This window comes from Streptomyces sp. NPDC057638, assembly GCF_042800315.1.
GTDB lineage: Bacteria > Actinomycetota > Actinomycetes > Streptomycetales > Streptomycetaceae > Streptomyces.
On record NZ_JBHVHF010000188.1, the window covers coordinates 1 to 16,310 of the forward strand.

Annotated in this window: 13 protein-coding genes and 2 tRNA genes; 5 read left to right on the forward strand and 10 right to left on the reverse strand. The window is 71.6% G+C overall.

The window, feature by feature from the left end; all coding sequences use genetic code 11:
• Nucleotides 1-32 precede the first annotated feature (32 nt).
• From ACFVIM_RS23190 to ACFVIM_RS23205, 4 genes are all read right to left on the reverse strand, one after another.
• A tRNA-Met gene (locus tag ACFVIM_RS23190) sits at nt 33-106 on the reverse strand.
• A 132-nt stretch (nt 107-238) separates the two neighbouring features.
• Nucleotides 239-2,356 carry a sel1 repeat family protein gene (locus ACFVIM_RS23195; protein WP_384304392.1) on the reverse strand — a complete coding sequence of 706 codons (2,118 nt, stop codon included), beginning with the start codon at nt 2,354-2,356 and terminating at the stop codon, nt 239-241.
• Between the two features lie 205 nt (nt 2,357-2,561).
• Nucleotides 2,562-2,635, reverse strand: a tRNA-Met gene (locus tag ACFVIM_RS23200).
• Nucleotides 2,636-2,699: 64 nt separating this feature from the next.
• Entirely contained in the window at nt 2,700-5,645 is a 2,946-nt protein-coding gene (locus ACFVIM_RS23205) for a UPF0182 family protein (RefSeq protein WP_384304420.1), read from the reverse strand.
• Between the two features lie 155 nt (nt 5,646-5,800).
• On the opposite strand from ACFVIM_RS23205, the gene ACFVIM_RS23210 reads away from it, so the two are divergent.
• A complete protein-coding gene (locus tag ACFVIM_RS23210) occupies nt 5,801-6,391 on the forward strand; it encodes a PPA1309 family protein (protein WP_384304395.1) in 591 nt (196 codons plus the stop codon).
• Nucleotides 6,392-6,655: 264 nt separating this feature from the next.
• Here ACFVIM_RS23210 and ACFVIM_RS23215 read toward each other — a convergent pair whose 3' ends face one another.
• The 4 genes from ACFVIM_RS23215 to ACFVIM_RS23230 form a co-directional block, all read right to left on the reverse strand.
• Entirely contained in the window at nt 6,656-7,744 is a 1,089-nt protein-coding gene (locus tag ACFVIM_RS23215; protein WP_384304398.1) for a PDZ domain-containing protein, read from the reverse strand.
• A gap of 141 nt (nt 7,745-7,885) precedes the next feature.
• Nucleotides 7,886-8,047 carry a hypothetical protein gene (locus tag ACFVIM_RS23220; RefSeq protein ID WP_384304400.1) on the reverse strand — a complete coding sequence of 54 codons (162 nt, stop codon included), beginning with the start codon at nt 8,045-8,047 and terminating at the stop codon, nt 7,886-7,888.
• Between the two features lie 212 nt (nt 8,048-8,259).
• Nucleotides 8,260-8,721 carry a molybdenum cofactor biosynthesis protein MoaE gene (locus ACFVIM_RS23225; RefSeq protein ID WP_384304402.1) on the reverse strand — a complete coding sequence of 154 codons (462 nt, stop codon included), beginning with the start codon at nt 8,719-8,721 and terminating at the stop codon, nt 8,260-8,262.
• Between the two features lie 361 nt (nt 8,722-9,082).
• On the reverse strand, nt 9,083-10,213 hold the full coding sequence (locus tag ACFVIM_RS23230) for an SDR family oxidoreductase (protein ID WP_384304405.1): 1,131 nt from the start codon (nt 10,211-10,213) through the stop codon (nt 9,083-9,085).
• A gap of 191 nt (nt 10,214-10,404) precedes the next feature.
• Here ACFVIM_RS23230 and ACFVIM_RS23235 point away from each other — a divergent pair, with 191 nt between their 5' ends.
• Both ACFVIM_RS23235 and ACFVIM_RS23240 read left to right on the forward strand, forming a co-directional pair.
• The gene (locus tag ACFVIM_RS23235) at nt 10,405-11,928 is read left to right on the forward strand and encodes a zinc-dependent metalloprotease (protein ID WP_384304408.1); all 1,524 of its coding nucleotides are present in this window, start codon (nt 10,405-10,407) and stop codon (nt 11,926-11,928) included.
• Entirely contained in the window at nt 11,925-12,458 is a 534-nt protein-coding gene (locus tag ACFVIM_RS23240) for an NUDIX hydrolase (protein ID WP_384304409.1), read from the forward strand. Before ACFVIM_RS23235 ends, ACFVIM_RS23240 begins: the two co-directional genes overlap by 4 nt.
• A gap of 105 nt (nt 12,459-12,563) precedes the next feature.
• Here the strand turns inward: ACFVIM_RS23240 and ACFVIM_RS23245 are convergent, their stop codons facing one another.
• Complete coding sequence (locus tag ACFVIM_RS23245) at nt 12,564-13,151, reverse strand: M48 family metallopeptidase (protein ID WP_384304412.1); 588 nt, start codon at nt 13,149-13,151, stop codon at nt 12,564-12,566.
• A gap of 264 nt (nt 13,152-13,415) precedes the next feature.
• On the opposite strand from ACFVIM_RS23245, the gene ACFVIM_RS23250 reads away from it, so the two are divergent.
• Nucleotides 13,416-14,588: a TOMM precursor leader peptide-binding protein gene (locus tag ACFVIM_RS23250; RefSeq protein ID WP_384304414.1), complete on the forward strand. Its 1,173-nt coding sequence runs from the start codon at nt 13,416-13,418 to the stop codon at nt 14,586-14,588.
• Between the two features lie 40 nt (nt 14,589-14,628).
• A complete protein-coding gene (locus ACFVIM_RS23255; RefSeq protein ID WP_384304417.1) occupies nt 14,629-15,972 on the forward strand; it encodes an ABC1 kinase family protein in 1,344 nt (447 codons plus the stop codon).
• Nucleotides 15,973-16,039: 67 nt separating this feature from the next.
• Here ACFVIM_RS23255 and ACFVIM_RS23260 read toward each other — a convergent pair whose 3' ends face one another.
• Nucleotides 16,040-16,240, reverse strand: a complete 201-nt coding sequence (locus ACFVIM_RS23260; protein ID WP_384304422.1) for a hypothetical protein — start codon at nt 16,238-16,240, stop codon at nt 16,040-16,042.
• Nucleotides 16,241-16,310 lie beyond the last annotated feature (70 nt).

Below are 16,310 nucleotides of genomic sequence, written 5' to 3' on the forward strand. Positions count from 1 at the left end.
GGATCCTTGAGGATCCGGGCCTTCGGTTTCAGTAGCGGGGACAGGATTTGAACCTGCGACCTCTGGGTTATGAGCCCAGCGAGCTACCGAGCTGCTCCACCCCGCGTCGTTGAACCCAACCTTACGTGTCCCGACCGGGCGGTGCAAATCGGCGATCACCAGGCGACCGGCCGGGTCTCGCGGGCCCGGGCTCGCGCGACCTGGCACACGCGCCCGGGACGGCTTCCAGCGCGCCGTCTCAGGCGGTGAGCTCCTGGTGCAGCGCCTCCCGCAGCCGGGCCGCCCGCTCCGTCACCTCGGCGGGGCCCAGCTCCATGGCGCGGGCGCACCAGCGCTGCCCCTCGTTCAGCTCGCCCCGGCGGGCGGCGAGCAGCGCCAGCCGCAGCGCCGCCCGGCCATGGCCCGCGCGCGCCGCGCGGCTCCACCACAGGGCGGCCTCGCGCTCATTGCCCTCACGGGCCAGGAGCAGTCCCAGGTTGAAGGCGCCGTTGCGGCTGCCCGACTCGGCCGCCTCGCGGTACCAGCGGGCCGCCTCCGTGGTGTCGCCCCGGGCCGCCGCGAGCATGCCGACCCGGACCTGCGCCCGGCGGTGGCCCTGCTCGGCGGCCCGCTCGTACCACTCCTCGCACTCGGTCTTCTCCGCCACCGGCTCCCCGAGCACGGTGGGGCCGGGCGGCGGCTGGCGCGCGTCCAGGAGCGTGGCGAGCCGGAAGGCGGCCTCGGCGCTGCCACCGCCCGCGGCACAGCGCAGATGGCGCTCGGCCCCCTGGTCGTCGCCGTCCCGCAGCAACGCGATGCCGACCTGGAGCGCGGCCTCCGTATGCCCTCCGGCCGCGGCCCTCTCGTACCAGGTCAGCGCCGTACGGTCGTCATCGCGGCCGACATGGAGGATGCCGAGGTTGAAGGCGGCGTCCACGCTGCCCGCCTCGGCGGCCTTGGAGAACCAGGGCTCGGCGCCGATCGTGTCACCGGCCTGGAGCAGCAGCACGGCGAGCGCGTTGGCGGCCTCGCGGTGGCCCGTGTAGGCGGCCTGGCGGTACCACTGCTCGGCCTGGGCGGTGCGGTCCTGGGAGGCGCACAGCAGTCCGAGGTTGTACGCGCCGTTGACGTCACCCGCGGTCAGCGCGGCCCGGTACCAGCGCTCGGCGGTCTGGGGCTCGCCGCGCGCGGCGTGCAGCGCGCCCAGCGCGTTGGCGGCGTTGCCGTCGCCGTCCTGGGCGGCGCGCAGCCACCAGACGGCGGCGCTCTCCTCGTCACCGGCGTCCCGCAGCAGGAAGGCGAGCGCGCAGGCGGCGCGGGCCTCGCCGTCCTTGGCGGAGGTCAGATACCAGCGCCCGGCCTCCTTCAGCTCCCCGCGCCGCTCCAGGATCGCCCCGAGGTGGAGCGCCGCACGGCGGTGGCCGCGGGCGGCGGCCTGCCGGTACCACTGGGCGGCCTCGTCCAGGGTGCTGAGCCGGAGGTTGGCGACGCTGTCGACCAGACCGGCACCACGGCCCGCACCGCTGGCCGAACGGGGCGCGCCGGGCCCCGGGGAGCGGGCGGCTCCCGGCGGCCCGTGCGCGACACCGCCTCCCGACGGTCCCGCGCCGGGCAGTCCCGCGCCCGGGCGTCCGGTCGCGGTCAGACGGGCGCGCTCGGCGCGCAGCTCGTCGGTCGCCCTCAGCTCCAGCATCCGGGCCAGCCGGTACGCCGCCTCGCGGTGCCCCTGCTCGGCCGCCGCGCGCAGCCAGCGCTCGGCGCCCACGTCGCCACGGTGTTCCAGCAGGTCGGCCAGGGCGTAGGCGCCAAGAGCATGGCCCTGCTCGGCGGACTGGCGCAGCCAGTACTCGGCGGCGGGTTCGTCGCCGCGCTCACGGAAGTGCCGGCCCAGGGCGTGCGCCGCGGCGGCCGATCCGGCGACGGCGGCGACGCGCCACCATCCGGCGGCCTCGTCGGCGTGCCCGCGCTGGTGCAGCAGGACGCCCAGGTTGTTGGCCGCGGCGCGGTCCCCGGCGGCGGTCGCGCCCCTCAGATGGGGCTCGGCCGCGTCCAGATCTCCCCGGCGCAGCAGCATCGCGCCAAGGGCGCTCATGGACGCGGTGTCGCCGCGGGCGGCGGCCTTGCGGTGGCGCTCCTCGGCGCCCGCGCTCTCCATGGCGTCGGTGCTCGCCCCGGCCGTCACCGGGTCGGTGGACGCGTCCGCGTCCGTCCGGGCCGTGGCGCCCGGGGCGACGGCGGCGCTCACGCTTCCGGCCGCCCGCGCGCCGGGGCCGCCGTTACCCCTCGCGGTCTCCGTCGTCTCCGTCGCGGTTGCGGCGTTCCGTTGCGTGTACCGCCCTGTCTCCAACAGTGTCGCCCTGTCCCCCATACATTCCATCGTCGCACCACCCGCAACCCGCGTACACCTCGTATAGCGCAGCCAGTGAGGTCACTTCAGCGTTTTGTCGACATGCCCACAGAGAGATAAGTCAAACACTCTCCCGGCGAACTCGTCGCACGGCGCGCGCAGTTACGTGGCCCGAAACCACATACGCATGAAGAGGGCCCGGTTCCTCAAAGGATCCGGGCCCTCTTCGTTTCAGTAGCGGGGACAGGATTTGAACCTGCGACCTCTGGGTTATGAGCCCAGCGAGCTACCGAGCTGCTCCACCCCGCGTCGTGTGAATTCACCGTATCACGACGCGGGACGGTGCCTGCCCGGGCGGCCTGCGCTGACGCGCCTAGCCGGAGGCCGGGGGTGTCGGCGGGGCGGAGGCGGGCGGTGACGTACCGCTCGCGCCCTGGGCGCGGGCGAGCCGTTCGAGGGCCGCGTCGAGCTCCTCCTGGGCCCTGCCGTACGCCGCCCAGTCCTTCGGGTTCTTCGCCAGCGCCGCGTCGGCCTCCTGGTGTGCCTTCAGCGCGTCGGCGATGGCGGCCTTGACCGCCGCGTCACCCGTCTCCGAGGGCGGAGTCGGCGGTGGCTTGACCCCGCCGTCACCGGGCGGTGGTGGCGGTGGCGTCGAGCCGTCCTGTTCGAAGACCGCGTCGAGCGCCTCCGTCAGGCTGTCCTTGAAGACCGGCTTCCCGCCGCCGTAGGCGACGGCCACCTTCCGCAGCAGCGGATAGTTGGCGCTGCCACCACGGGCGTAGACCGGCTCGACATACAGGAACCCACCATCCAACGGGATGGTCAGCAGGTTTCCGTACTCGATGTCCGAGTCGGTGCCCCTGAGGTCCCGGACGAAGGTCGCGACCTCCGGCACACCGTTGAGCTCGGACTGGACCTGGGAGGGGCCCTGGACGGTCTCGGTGACTCTCAGCAGCCTTATCGACCCGTAGGTCGCACTGTTGGCGTCGGCGTCCACCGCCATGAACGCGCCCAGGTTGGGGCGTCCGGCCGGAGTGAAGGTGGTCGTCAGCGAGAACTTCTGCGCCTTCTCGCCGGGCATCTTCAGACTGAGGTAGTACGGCGGGACCGCGCTGGTGTCCTTGTTGGTCGGGTCGTCCGGCACCTGCCAGGCGTCACTGCCGCTGTAGAACTGCGCCGGGTCGGTCACGTGGTACCGGGTGAGCAGCTCGCGCTGGACCTTGAACATGTCCTGCGGGTAGCGCAGGTGGGACTTGAGCTCCTCGGAGATCTCGCCCTTGGGCTCGACCGTGCCCGGGAACGCCTTCATCCAGGTCTTCAGCACCGGGTCCTTGGTGTCCCACTGGTACAGCTTGACCGTGCCGTCATAGGCGTCGACGGTGGCCTTGACCGAGTTGCGGATGTAGTTGACCTGGTTCTGCTGGGCCACCACCGCGCGCTGGTTGGTGGTCAGCGAGTCGGCCGTGGTGTCGCCCAGGGTCGTCCGGGAGGCGTACGGGTAGCTGTTGGTCGTCGTGTACGCGTCCACGATCCACTGGATGCGCTTGTTCACGACCGCCGGGTAGGCGTCACCGTCGATGGTCAGCCAGGGTGCGACGGCCTCCACCCGCTCCTTGGGGGTGCGGTTGTAGAGGATCCGCGAGCCTTCGCCCACGGCGCCCGAGTACAGGATCTGCGGTTCGCTGAAGGACACCGCGTACGCGGCGCGGTTCAGCGGGTTGGACAGGCTCACACCGCTCTTGCCCTGATAGCGGGTGTACTGCGTGGGACCGGTGCTCGCCTCGTAGTCGAGCTCCTTCTGCGGCCCGCCGACGATCGAGTACTGCAGGGTCTTCTCGCCGTAGTAGATCCGCTGCTCGTACGTGCCGAGCTGGCCCTTGGTGGGCATGCCGGACTCGGTGAAGTCCGGGGAGCCCACGGTGCCCTCGTTGGGGTTGGCCACCACGCTGGTGCCCTTGGCGGCGATGGCGCCGTAGCCGTGGGTGTAGGTGAAGTGGTCGTTGATCCAGTTGCGCTTGGGGATGCCCCGGATGTCCAGCTCGCGCAGACCGATGACCGTGTCCTGCGGCTTGCCGTCGGGACCGGGGTAGCGGTCGACGTCCAGGGTCGCTGGGAACTGGTAGTACTTGCGCTCCTGCTGGAGCTGCTGGAAGGCGGGCGAGACGACGTTGGAGTCGACCACGCGGTAGCTGGCGGCCGTGTTGGCGTCGGCGCGCTGCTTGGCCTTCTGGCTGGGGTCGCCCTTGCCCTTGTAGTCCTCGGGCTTGGCGCCGTCGATCCCGTACGCCTTACGCGTGGCATCGATGTTCTTCTGGATGTACGGGCTCTCCTTGGCCTGCTCATTCGGCTGGACCTGGAACTTCTGCACGATGGCCGGGTAGAGGCCACCGATCAGGATCGCCGAGAGCACCATCAGCCCGAAGCCGATCACCGGCAGCTGCCAGGTGCGGCGCCAGAGCGTCGCGAAGAAGAGCACGGCGCAGATGACCGCGATACAGAAGAGGATCGTCTTCGCCGGAAGATAGGCGTTGGCGTCGACATACCGCAGACCGGTCCAGTTACCCGTCGCCTTGAAGTCGCTGGACTTCACCGCCAGGCCGTACCGGTCGAGCCAGTAGGCGACGGCCTTCAGGGAGACGAAGAGGCCCAGCAGGACGGAGAGGTGCCCGGTGGCGGCGGCCGTGGCGCGCGCTCCCGGGCTGGTGATGCGGAGTCCGCCGTACAGGTAGTGCGTGAGCGCGGCGGCGATCAGGGAGAGGACGGCCGCGGCGAAGCCGAAGCCGAGCAGAAAGCGGTACCAGGGCAGATCGAACGCGTAGAACGACACGTCCATCTGGAACTGGGGGTCCTTCTGGCCGAAGGAGACGCCGTTCACCCACATCAGCCAGGTCCGCCACTGGCCGGTGGCCGAGGCTCCGGCGATCAGGCCGACCAGGGCGGTGAGCGCGAGGAGGACCCACTTCTTGTAGGGGGCGATACCCATCCGGTACCGGTCCAGGCTCTGCTGCTCCAGCGACATCGCGCTCAGTGGCGGACGCAGCCGGTGGGCGAGCCAGATGTTCACCCCGACGGCGGCGGCCATCAGCAGACCGAAGACGGCGAACAAGCCGATCTTGGTCCATAGGGTGGTGGTGAACACCGACGAGTACCGCACCGAGCGGTACCAGAGCCAGTCGGTCCAGAACCCGGCGAACATAACGAACGCCATCGCCAGGACCGCCAGCACTCCGAGCGTCATGAGCAGGGTGCGGACCCGCCGAGACGGCCGACCCACTCTGATCCGTGGCCCGGTCGGGGGGCCTCCGCCGCGGTCCGGCATCTGGAAAGCCAACGTGCGCACCTCGAAGTTCGCGGTCGTGTAGTGGTTTCGCGGTCTGTCTTAGCGGGCCCCGCGATCGTAGAGCCCACTCATGCAACTTACCGAGGCTTTACCTAGTTCCCGTCTCGGGCCCGGAAGGAGGCAGGATATTGGGTATGTCCAACGTTTCCCCCTCCACCCCCTCCGATCCCCGGTCCGCGAGCGCGGGGCCGGGTCCGATCGCCGCCAGCCCGCTGACCCGCGCCGTACTGGAGATCGACGAGTACGCCTCCAGCCTGGGCTGGGACCAGCCGGCCCGGCTCTTCGCGCTGGTCGACACCGCGAAACTGCGCGCCCAGGAGCCCGCGCTCGCCGACCAGCTCGGTCTGGACGGCGATGACGAAGCAGCGCCGCTGACCCCCATCGAGCAGGACGAGATCCCCGCGGGGGCTCCCCTGGACGAGTTCCTCGCCACGATCGCGTGGCCGGACGCCGTGGCGGGCTGCGCCCTGACCGTGGAGCGGCAGATGCTCCCCGCGTCGGTGGAGTCCTCCGTACCGGACGGTCTCGACGACTCCGCACTGACCGCGTGGGTGGCCGCCCACCCGGAGCGTCAGGAGGTGCGGATGACGGTCGCGGTCCTGCGGGACGGTGGCCGGGAGTCGGCGCTGCGGCTGCGGGAGAAGGACGCGCCGAACGAGGTCCTCACCGGCTCGGACCTGGTGCCGGGGCTGGCCGAGGCGCTGTCGGCGACGTTCGAGTCCTGACAGCGTCCGGCCGTCTGCCGACTGGTCCCGCTGACCGCCCTCGTCCGACCGCTCTGTCCTGACGGTCCTCAGCGGCCCCCTGCCGGTCAGCGGCCGTCACCGTGTCATCCCCTTGGGCCGTCGCCGTGTGTCCCACGGCGGCGGCCCGTACGCCCTGCGGCGAGCCACGCGCGCCGTCTCCGTCCCCCGGTGTACGGCGCCGGGGGACGTCACACGCGGATACCGGGGTCCCGGCAGGCCGGGCGGACGGAAGGCCGCGGGGCGTCAGCTCGCCGGGCAGGCGGGGAGGCCGGAGGTCCGGCCTGAGGCGATCTTCTCCAGGGAGTCGGTCGCGTCGGCGATGGTGTCCACCTTCACCAGCCGCAGCCCCTCGGGGATGTCCGCGGCGGCGGCCGCGCAGTTGTCGCTGGGGGTCAGGAAGTACCTCGCCCCGGCCTTGCGGGCGCCGACCAGCTTCATCTCGATGCCGCCGATGGGGCCGACCTCGCCCGCGTCATCGATGGTGCCGGTGCCCGCGACGAACGCGCCGCCCGTGAGGTTGCCGGGGGTGAGCTTGTCGACGATGCCGAGCGCGAACATCAGACCGGCGCTGGGCCCACCGACGTCCGCGAGATTGATGTCGATGGTGAAGGGGAAGGTGTGGTCGGTCCCGGCCTGGATGCCCACGATGGCCTGGCCACCGCTCGGGGACTTGGCCGTGGTGAGGGTGACCTGCTCGGTGGTGGTCGGCTCCCGGCGGGCCTTCTCCGCCGCCGCGGCCTCCTTGGCGGGGATGATGGTGAAGACGACCTTCTGCCCCGGCCGATGCTTTCTGACCAGCTTGGCGACGTCTTCGGGGGCCTTCACCGCCGTACCGTCGACCGCCTTGATGACATCGCCCGCGTGCAGCCGTCCCTCGGCCGGGGTGTCCTTGACGACGGTGGAGACGATGATCCGCGACTGGACCGGGATACCGAGTTCCTTGAGTGCGGCCACCTTCGCGCTCTCCTGCGACTGGGAGAACTCCTCCGCGTTCTCCTGGGTGGACTCCTCCTCCGTCGTGCCCTCCGGGTAGATCGTCTCGCGGGGGACGACCACGTTGTCGTGGGCCAGCCAGCCGTAGACCGTCTCGACGAGGTTCATCTTGTAGTCGGCGCCCGTGACACGGACGGTCGTCATGTTCAGATGCCCGGTCGTCGGGTACGTCTTGCGCCCGGAGATCCGCAGAACCGGTTCCCCACCAGCGTTGCCGAGGGTGTTCACCGTCGGGCCCGGGGACATCTCCGCGTACGGAACGGGGATGAGCACCCCGACGCAGAGGAGGGCGATGAACATCAGGGTGGAGGCGAGCATCGTCACGGTGCGGCGTGGCATGGAACGACAGTACGGGACAGTCCTGTCAGCGCACCGTTCGGGCCGGTCCGTACGGGGGCGGGCCGACCGCCCTGGGCGAGCGCCCGCGAGGAAAGGGGAGAAGAGGGCGGCCGCGTCACGGAAGGACGCCACCGCGGGGTGTCACTGACCCGAGCCGGCCTTCTCCATGGCCGCGCGGAAGCGCGCGTAACCAGCCAGCTCGGCCACATCACCGGTCGTTCGACTCCTGGAGACCCAGCCTCCCCATATCGCCGCACCGACAACAGCGAAGAGCGGAATCAACAACCAGGCGAGCGCTGCCATCGCGACCTCCCTACCCCATGAGCGAAACGCGAATGAATGATCAGCAGACTAGTGATCTGCTGTTCCAACGCTCATGGCAGGGGGCCGGTTACGCAAATCGGGGAGCTTGGGCGCGGCACGGGTTTCAGCCACCGCGCCTCCCCCGAACGACGGCGTCGACACGGCGCTCCCCGAGGGCGCACGGGCGCCGCCCGCGCGGGACCACGCGAGCCTCACACGCCGACCCACTCCTGCGCGCCGTCCGAGAAAGTCTGGTGCTTCCATATCGGCACCTCGCTCTTGAGGTCGTCGATCAGTCTCCGGCACGCCGCGAACGCCTCCGCGCGGTGGGCGCACGAGACGGCCACCACCACCGCCAGATCGCCCACCCGGAGATCGCCCACCCGGTGGACGGCGGCGAGCGCGCGGACCGGGAAATCGGCGGCGACCCGCTCGGCCGTCCGGCGGAGCGCGGCCTCGGCGGCGGGGTGGCCCTCGTATCCCAGCGCCGTCACGTCCGTGCCGCCGTCGTGGTCGCGGACCGTACCGACGAAGAGCACAGTGCCGCCCGCCGCGTCATCGCGGACGGCCGCGAAGACCTCGTCGACCGAGAGCGGGGTGTCGCGGATGGCGAGCAGCCGGACGGGGTCCGCGGCGGCCCGCTCGCCCGGGTGATCGTGTGCGGTGGTGGTCATGGGGCCATCGTGCCGCACGCCGCTGACAGCGAGAAACGAGCCTCTCGCCCGGTGACGAGCGCGCCCGCACCCGCACCCGTGAGGCGCGGGCGCGACGGGTGGCGCGGCATGCGACCCGCCACCCGGCACGCGCACCCCCTGAGCCGCGGGCGCGACTCATCCGCCTCCAGGAGGCGCGCCCGGGTGCGTCGCGGGGGACGTCACCGGGCTACCGCCGCGCGCCACCAGGTGGCGTCCCCCGCGCCAAGGCGCGTTCCAGGCTCTTTCGCGCCGCGCTCTCGCTGCGTTTCCAGACGCGTTTCTCGATGCGCTTCTAGATGCGCTTCTAGATGCGCTTCTAGATGCGCTTCTAGATGCGCTTCTAGATGCGTCGCCGCGCCTTGCGCGCACGCCGCACCAGGGCGGCGGTGCCGAGCAGGGCGACGGTCGCGCCGGCCGCTCCGGCGGCGGTGGCGTCCTTGCGGCCCAGGCGGCGGCCCGCGACGGTGTGACGGCCCGCGACCTCCTCCAGGAGCGCGGCGAGCACCTCCTCGTTGGTCCACCGGGGGCGCCATCCGGCGTCATGCAGACGGCTCACGCTGACGACCCAGGGATGCATCGTGTACGCCAGATCCCCGGCCGGGGACGGTGTGAGGCCGATCCGGTGCAGCCGGGCCGCCGCGCCCAAGGCGACGGCGGACGGAAGCTCCATCCGGCGGATGCCGCTCAGCTCCTCGACGTCCTCCTGCTCCAGCCAGCCGTCGCAGCCGACCGCCAGCTCGCCCTCGGCCTTCTCCAGGGCGGCGTACTCCAGCGCGTTCACCAGGTCCTCGACATGGCAGAACTGCCAGGCGGGACGCGAACCCGCCACCACAAGGAGACGTGGTGACTCGAAGTAGCGGGTGAGGGCCGTGTCCGTACCGCCGCCAACCAGGACGGCGGGTCGCAGCACCGTCACGTTGAGTCCCGGATGGGCGCGGGGCGCCCGGCGGGCGAGGCGTTCGATCTCCAGCAGATCACTGACGCCGGTGGCCTCGGCGGTGGCCCGCAGCTCGGCGTCCTCGGAGAGCGGGATGTCATTGTCCGGCAGTGCCCCGTAGACCATCGCGGACGTGCACAGGACGACCCGGTGCACCCCGGCCGCGGCGGCCGCGGTCAGCACGGTCTGCGTACCGCGTACGTTATACGCGGTACGGGTGGAGGGGTCGGTCTCCAGGTCCAGGTCGAGCGCCAGGTGCACCACGACGTCGGCCCCGCGCAGCTTCTCCGCGATGGCCGGATCGCGGACGTCGAGGATGTGCCACTGCGCTCCAGGCACCTCGCCCCGGCGCTCATCGATCGCGATGACCTGTCTGACCTCGTCGGACGCCGCGAGCTGCCGGGCGAGCAGCTCGCCGATGCCCGTGGCGGCGCCAGTGACCGCGACGACGGGTCCCCGCCGGGCGGGGCCGTCGCCGAGGGACGGGGTTGATCGGTTTCGCGCTCCGCGAATTTGCGGATCCGGGGAACTCACCAGGCGTCTCCAGCGGTTGTCTTCAGTACGTAAGCGATTTGCGCGTCCGTACCAGGTGGCGTCCATCCTGCCCCAGGCCACGAGTCGGCGGAGCACCGAGCCCATCCCCGGGTTCGGATGTCTACGCTGGGTGTGTTGTCGGGCATTCGCCGTCGGCCCGGAGCCGACGGCCCTACGAGCCGAGGAAACCCGTGAGTGACACCCCATTCGGATTCGGCCTTCCGCCGGAGGAGCCGGAGGACGGCGACAAGGGCAAGAAGAACGATCCCGCCGGCGGTGGCCACGGCCCCGGCGGCCCCTCCCCCGCCGACCCCTTCGGCGCGTTCGGCTTCGGCGCCGGGGGCGGCGGCGGCGCGGACAATCCGTTCGCCGCGATGTTCGGGTCCCTGAACCCGCAGGACCTCGGCGCCGCCTTCCAGCAGCTCGGCCAGATGCTGAGCTACGAGGGCGGCCCCGTGAACTGGGACATGGCCAAGCAGATCGCCCGCCAGACCGTCTCCCAGGGCACCGCGGACGGCACCAAGGACGAGAGCGTGGGCCCGACGGACCGTATCGCCGTCGAGGAGGCGCTGCGCCTCGCCGACCTGTGGCTGGACGGGGTGACCTCACTGCCGTCGGGCGCGAGCACGGCCGTGGCCTGGAGCCGCGCCGAGTGGGTCGAGGCCACCCTCCCCGCCTGGCAGCAGCTCGTGGACCCGGTCGCCGAGCGGGTGGGCACGGCCATGGGCGGTGTGCTGCCCGAGGAGATGCAGGCCATGGCGGGCCCGCTGCTCGGGATGATGCGCTCCATGGGCGGCGCGATGTTCGGCCAGCAGATCGGCCAGGCCGTCGGCGTGCTCGCGGGCGAGGTCGTCGGCTCCACCGACATCGGTCTCCCGCTCGGCCCCGCCGGGAAGGCCGCGCTGCTCCCGCTGAACGTGACGGCGTTCGGCAAGGACCTCGGCGTGCCCCAGGAGGAGGTCCGGCTCTACCTGGCCCTGCGCGAGGCCGCCCACCAGCGGCTCTTCGCCCATGTGCCGTGGCTGCGCTCGCACCTGTTCGGCGCGGTCGAGGGCTACGCCCGGGGCATCAAGGTGGACACCACCAAGCTGGAGGACGTGGTCGGCCAGTTCGACCCCACCCACCCCGAGCAGCTTCAGGAAGCACTTCAGCAGGGCATGTTCCAGCCCGAGGACACCCCGCAGCAGAAGGCGGCGCTGGCCCGGCTGGAGACCGCGCTCGCGCTGGTCGAGGGCTGGGTGGACGCGGTGGTCCACGAGGCCGCCGCGACCCGGCTGACCTCGGCCGGGGCACTGCGGGAGACGCTGCGGCGCCGTCGCGCCTCCGGTGGTCCCGCCGAGCAGACCTTCGCGACCCTGATCGGTCTCCAGCTGCGCCCGCGCAGGCTGCGGGACGCCTCCCGGCTGTGGGCCTCGCTCACCGACGCCCGTGGGGTCGACGGACGGGACGCCCTGTGGGCGCACCCGGACATGCTGCCGACCGCCACGGACCTGGACGACCCGGACGGCTTCGTCCACCGTGAGCAGCTGGACTTCTCCGAGCTGGACAAGATGCTCGGCGAGGCGGCCTCCCAGGCTCCGGGGAAGGACACCCGTCCGGGCTCGGCCCAGGACACCGGTCCGGAGAACCCGACCGGCCCGGCGGACCGCGCCGACGACGGCGGCCAGGGCGAGGGCACCGACGGCGACGGCACCACGGGTGGTTCCGGCCGGTGAGTCTGCACGAGGACGCCGTCCTGACGCTGAAGGCGTACGACGGTCCCGCGGATCAGAGCGAGCTGCGCCAGCTCTATCTGGATCATCTGGCGGCCCAGCCCGAGGGCGTGTGGAAGTCCTGCCCGACGGGACACATCACGGCGAGCGCCCTGGTCATCGATCCGTCGACCGAGCGAGTGCTGCTGACGCTGCACCGCAAGCTCGGGATGTGGCTCCAGATGGGCGGCCACTGTGAACCCCAGGACAGCACGCTCGCCGACGCCGCGTTGCGTGAGGCATGGGAGGAGTCCGGCGTCGCGGGGCTGAGGCTGCTGGGCTCGGGCGCCCCGGTCCGGCTGGACCGCCATCCGATCCCCGCGCCCTGCCACTGGCACCTGGATGTGCAGTACGCGGCCCTGGCGCCGGTTGGATCGGTGGCGGAGATCAGTGACGAGTCGCTCGACCTGCGCTGGTTCCCCTACGCCGAGGTGCCGCGTGTGGCCGACACCTCCGTCGTCCGGCTGCTGGAGGCCACACTCGCCGTGCTGTGACGGCTCCAGCGCGCACACGCGGTAAGGGGCGATCTCCAGAGAGACCGCCCCTTACCGTCGGACGGGCCCCCTCGGGGCACCCCGGTCGGCGGGCCTCCGGCGTTCTCAGGCTCCGTCAGCCGTCGGCAGATGGGGCAGCCGCCCCGCGGCGACGACACCCTCCAGATAGCCGCGCGCCCGCTCCGTACGGGGGTAGGCCTCCAGCAGTCGCCAGAACCGCTCTCCGTGACCGGGCACGAGCAGATGCGCCAGCTCGTGGACGAGGACGTAGTCGACGACGTACTCCGGCATCCCCTGAAGCCGGTGCGAGAGGCGGATGCTGCCCTCGGCCGGGGTGCACGAACCCCAGCGGGTGTTCTGGTTGGTCACCCACCGCACGGACGACGGCCGCGCCCGCCCGTCGAAGTACTGGGCGGAGAGCCGCTCGGCCCGTTCGGTCAGCTCCTCGTCGCCGAGCATCCGTCTGCTCTCCTGGGCGGCGAGTTTGTCGAGCATGACGCTCACCCAGCGCTGCTCCTCGGCCTCCGACATCCGGGCCGGGATCAGCACGATGGTCCGGTCCCCTTCCCGGTAGGCGGAGACCGTTCTGCTGCGGCGGGGGCTTCTGCGGACCTCGACCGCGCTCGTCGCCGATCCACGGGGCTGGCGGGGCGTGATCTCCCCCGCTACGCGAGGGGAAGGCTCGACGGACACGCCCCGACGTTACCCGCTGACCGCGCGGTACGTCCCGACTCGGGAACAGTTCGGACCTGATCCATGCCAGGGCTCCACCATTTGAATGACTAATACCCCTGGCCTGTGGACAACTTTTCACACCACTCGCCCCGCCCGTGCATTCTGGTCATGGATCACCCGCACCGGCCCCACCGCCGTCCCGGTGATCCCGGGAACGAGCGCGGCCCCGGCCGCACTTCGCCCCGCGCCTTGACGCTCTGCGTCACTCACGGGGGAGGGAATATGCATCCGATGCTCAAGCCCGCCATGCGACGGGCCTGGCGGGAACGGCAGATCATCCAGTTCGGGGTCACACCCGCGCACGCGGTCTCGGTCGGCCCCGTCGACACGGCCACCGGCGCCCTGCTGGAACGGCTCGACGGCACACGGGGATTACCCCTGCTCCGCGACGAGGCACGCGCCATGGGCCTACCCGACGGACACGTCGACGCCCTGGTCACCCGGCTCACCGCCGCCGGACTCCTCGACGACACCCGGGCCGACGGCTCCGCCCCACCGGTCCTACGGGAGCGATCCGGCACCCTGGACCGGCTCCGCCCCGACCTGGCGGCGCTCTCCCTGGTCCACCCGGAGCCGGGCGGCGGGGCGCACCGACTGGCGGCCCGCCACGCGACCCACGTCCAAGTCCGCGGCGCCGGACGGGTCGGGGCGATGGTGGCGGCCCTGCTGGCGTCGGCCGGAGTGGGACGGGTCGATGTACTGGACGGTGGCCGGGTGGAGCCCTGGGATGTCTGCCCCGGCGGACTGCCTGAGACCTCCGTGGGGGAGCGACGGGACACGGCGGCACGGCAGCTGGTCCGCGCCTCGGCACCGCTCCCGCCCCCTCGCGCCCGCGGCGGTGCGGCCGGGGACCACAGCGAGCCAAGGCTCTCCCTCGTGCTCGTCTGTCCGCGCGACGGGCTGGCCGCCTATGCCCCGGACCCCGTGCTGGCCACCGACTGGATCGCGGCGGGCATCCCCCATCTCTATGCGGGAGTCATCGAAGCCACCGGGGTGGTCGGGCCGCTGGTCCTCCCCGGCGGCACGGCGTGCGCGGGCTGTGTGGAGCGCCGGCAGGCCGAGCGCGAACCCGGGTGGACACGACTGCTCGCCCAGTGGCGCTCCGGTGGACGCCAGCGCCCCGTCCCCGCCTGTGACATCGCCCTGGCGGCGATCGTGGCGGGAACCGCCGCGGCCCACGCCCTCGCCTTCCTCGATGGCGAACTGCCCGCGAGCGTGGCATCCCGTGCGGAGATCTCCCCGCCACGGCTCGACTGGCGGTCACGGCCTCTCGTCCCCCATCGCGACTGTCCCTGTGGCGCGCCGACGAAAAGTGAGGGGGAGCACACCTCGGGCTCCGGCCCCGCACACGAGACAATGACCGAGGGTCCGCCGTCGACGGAGTCAGGGCCGTAGGACAGAAGCGGCGCAGCTTGTCTGGGATTTGGAGGGGCTTATGTCTGATCTTCCCCGGAAGGCGGTCACCCGGACCGCCAAGTTGGCCGCGCTGCCACTGGGTTTCGCGGGCCGGGCCACCTGGGGGCTGGGCAAGAGGATCGGCGGCCGCTCCGCGGAGGTCGTCGCCCGTGAACTCCAGCAGCGCACGGCGGAACAGCTGTTCAAGGTGCTCGGGGAGCTCAAGGGCGGAGCGATGAAGTTCGGGCAGGCCCTGTCCGTCTTCGAGTCGGCGCTGCCCGAGGAGATCGCCGGTCCCTACCGCGCCGCCCTCACCCGACTTCAGGACGCCGCTCCCCCGATGCCCACCCGCACGGTCCACACCGTGCTCACGGAGCGACTGGGCGAGGACTGGCGTGAGCTGTTCCTCAACTTCGAGGACAAGCCGTCGGCCGCCGCGTCCATTGGGCAGGTCCATCGTGCCGTGTGGCACGACGGTCGCGAGGTGGCGGTGAAGGTTCAGTACCCCGGAGCCGGTGAGGCCCTGCTCTCCGACCTCACCCAGCTCAGCCGGTTCGCCAAGCTGCTGGGACCACTGATACCGGGGATGGATATCAAACCGCTGATCACCGAACTCCGCGACCGTGTCTCCGAGGAACTGGACTACGGCTTGGAGGCAGCGGCCCAGCGGGAGCACGCGGAGGAGTTCGCCGACGATCCCGATGTCCTGGTCCCGGATGTGGTGCACCAGTCCGACCAGGTGCTGGTCACCGAGTGGATCGACGGCATCCCCCTCGCCGAGGTGATCGCCGACGGCACCGAGGAGCAGCGCGACCGGGCGGGCCAGCTGCTGGCACGGTTCCTCTTCTCCGGCCCCGCGCGGACGGGCCTGCTCCACGCGGACCCGCATCCGGGCAATTTCCGGCTCCTCCCCGATGACCAGGAGGGCTGGCGCCTGGGAGTGCTGGACTTCGGCACGGTGGACCGGCTCCCCGGCGGGCTTCCCATCACGATCGGTGAGTGTCTGCGGATGACGCTCGACGGCGAGGCGGAGGCGGTGTACGAGATGCTCCGCGCCGAGGGCTTCGTCAAGGAGGAGATAGAGCTCGAACCGGACGCGGTGCTGGAGTATCTGCTGCCGATCATCGAACCGGCGGAGGTCGAGGCGTTCACCTTCACCCGGGGTTGGATGCGCGCCCAGGCCGCCCGGATCGCCGACATGCGCTCGCCCGCCCATCAGCTGGGCAAGCAGCTCAATCTGCCACCCTCCTATCTGCTGATACACCGGGTGACACTGAGCACGATCGGCGTGCTGTGCCAGCTGAACGCCACGGTGCGTCTCCGCGACGAGCTGGAGTCCTGGCTGCCGGGATTCCTTCCGGAGGAGGTACCGGAGACGGAATGAGGCATGCGCCGGGAACGGCACAGAACGGAGGGGGCGGGGGGAGGGGCGGGGGGGAGGGGCCCCCGGGTCACCACCAAGTGGAGTCGAGGCGGCCCTCGATCGCCCGGATGTTGGCCCGTGCGCAGTCCTCGCAGAAGTAGCGGCGTACCCCGTTCTCCACGGAGTAGATCCAGGTGGGTGGGATCTCCCTGACGCTCTCCCCACACCGGGAGCATCTGACGCTGTCCATCCCCGACCGTTGCGGCCGGGGAGTCTGCTGCTGGTCCACCACGCGACCATAACCCCGGGGTGAGGGGTCAGGGGGGAACAACGCACCGTGGGGCCGGTCCGTCCGGACC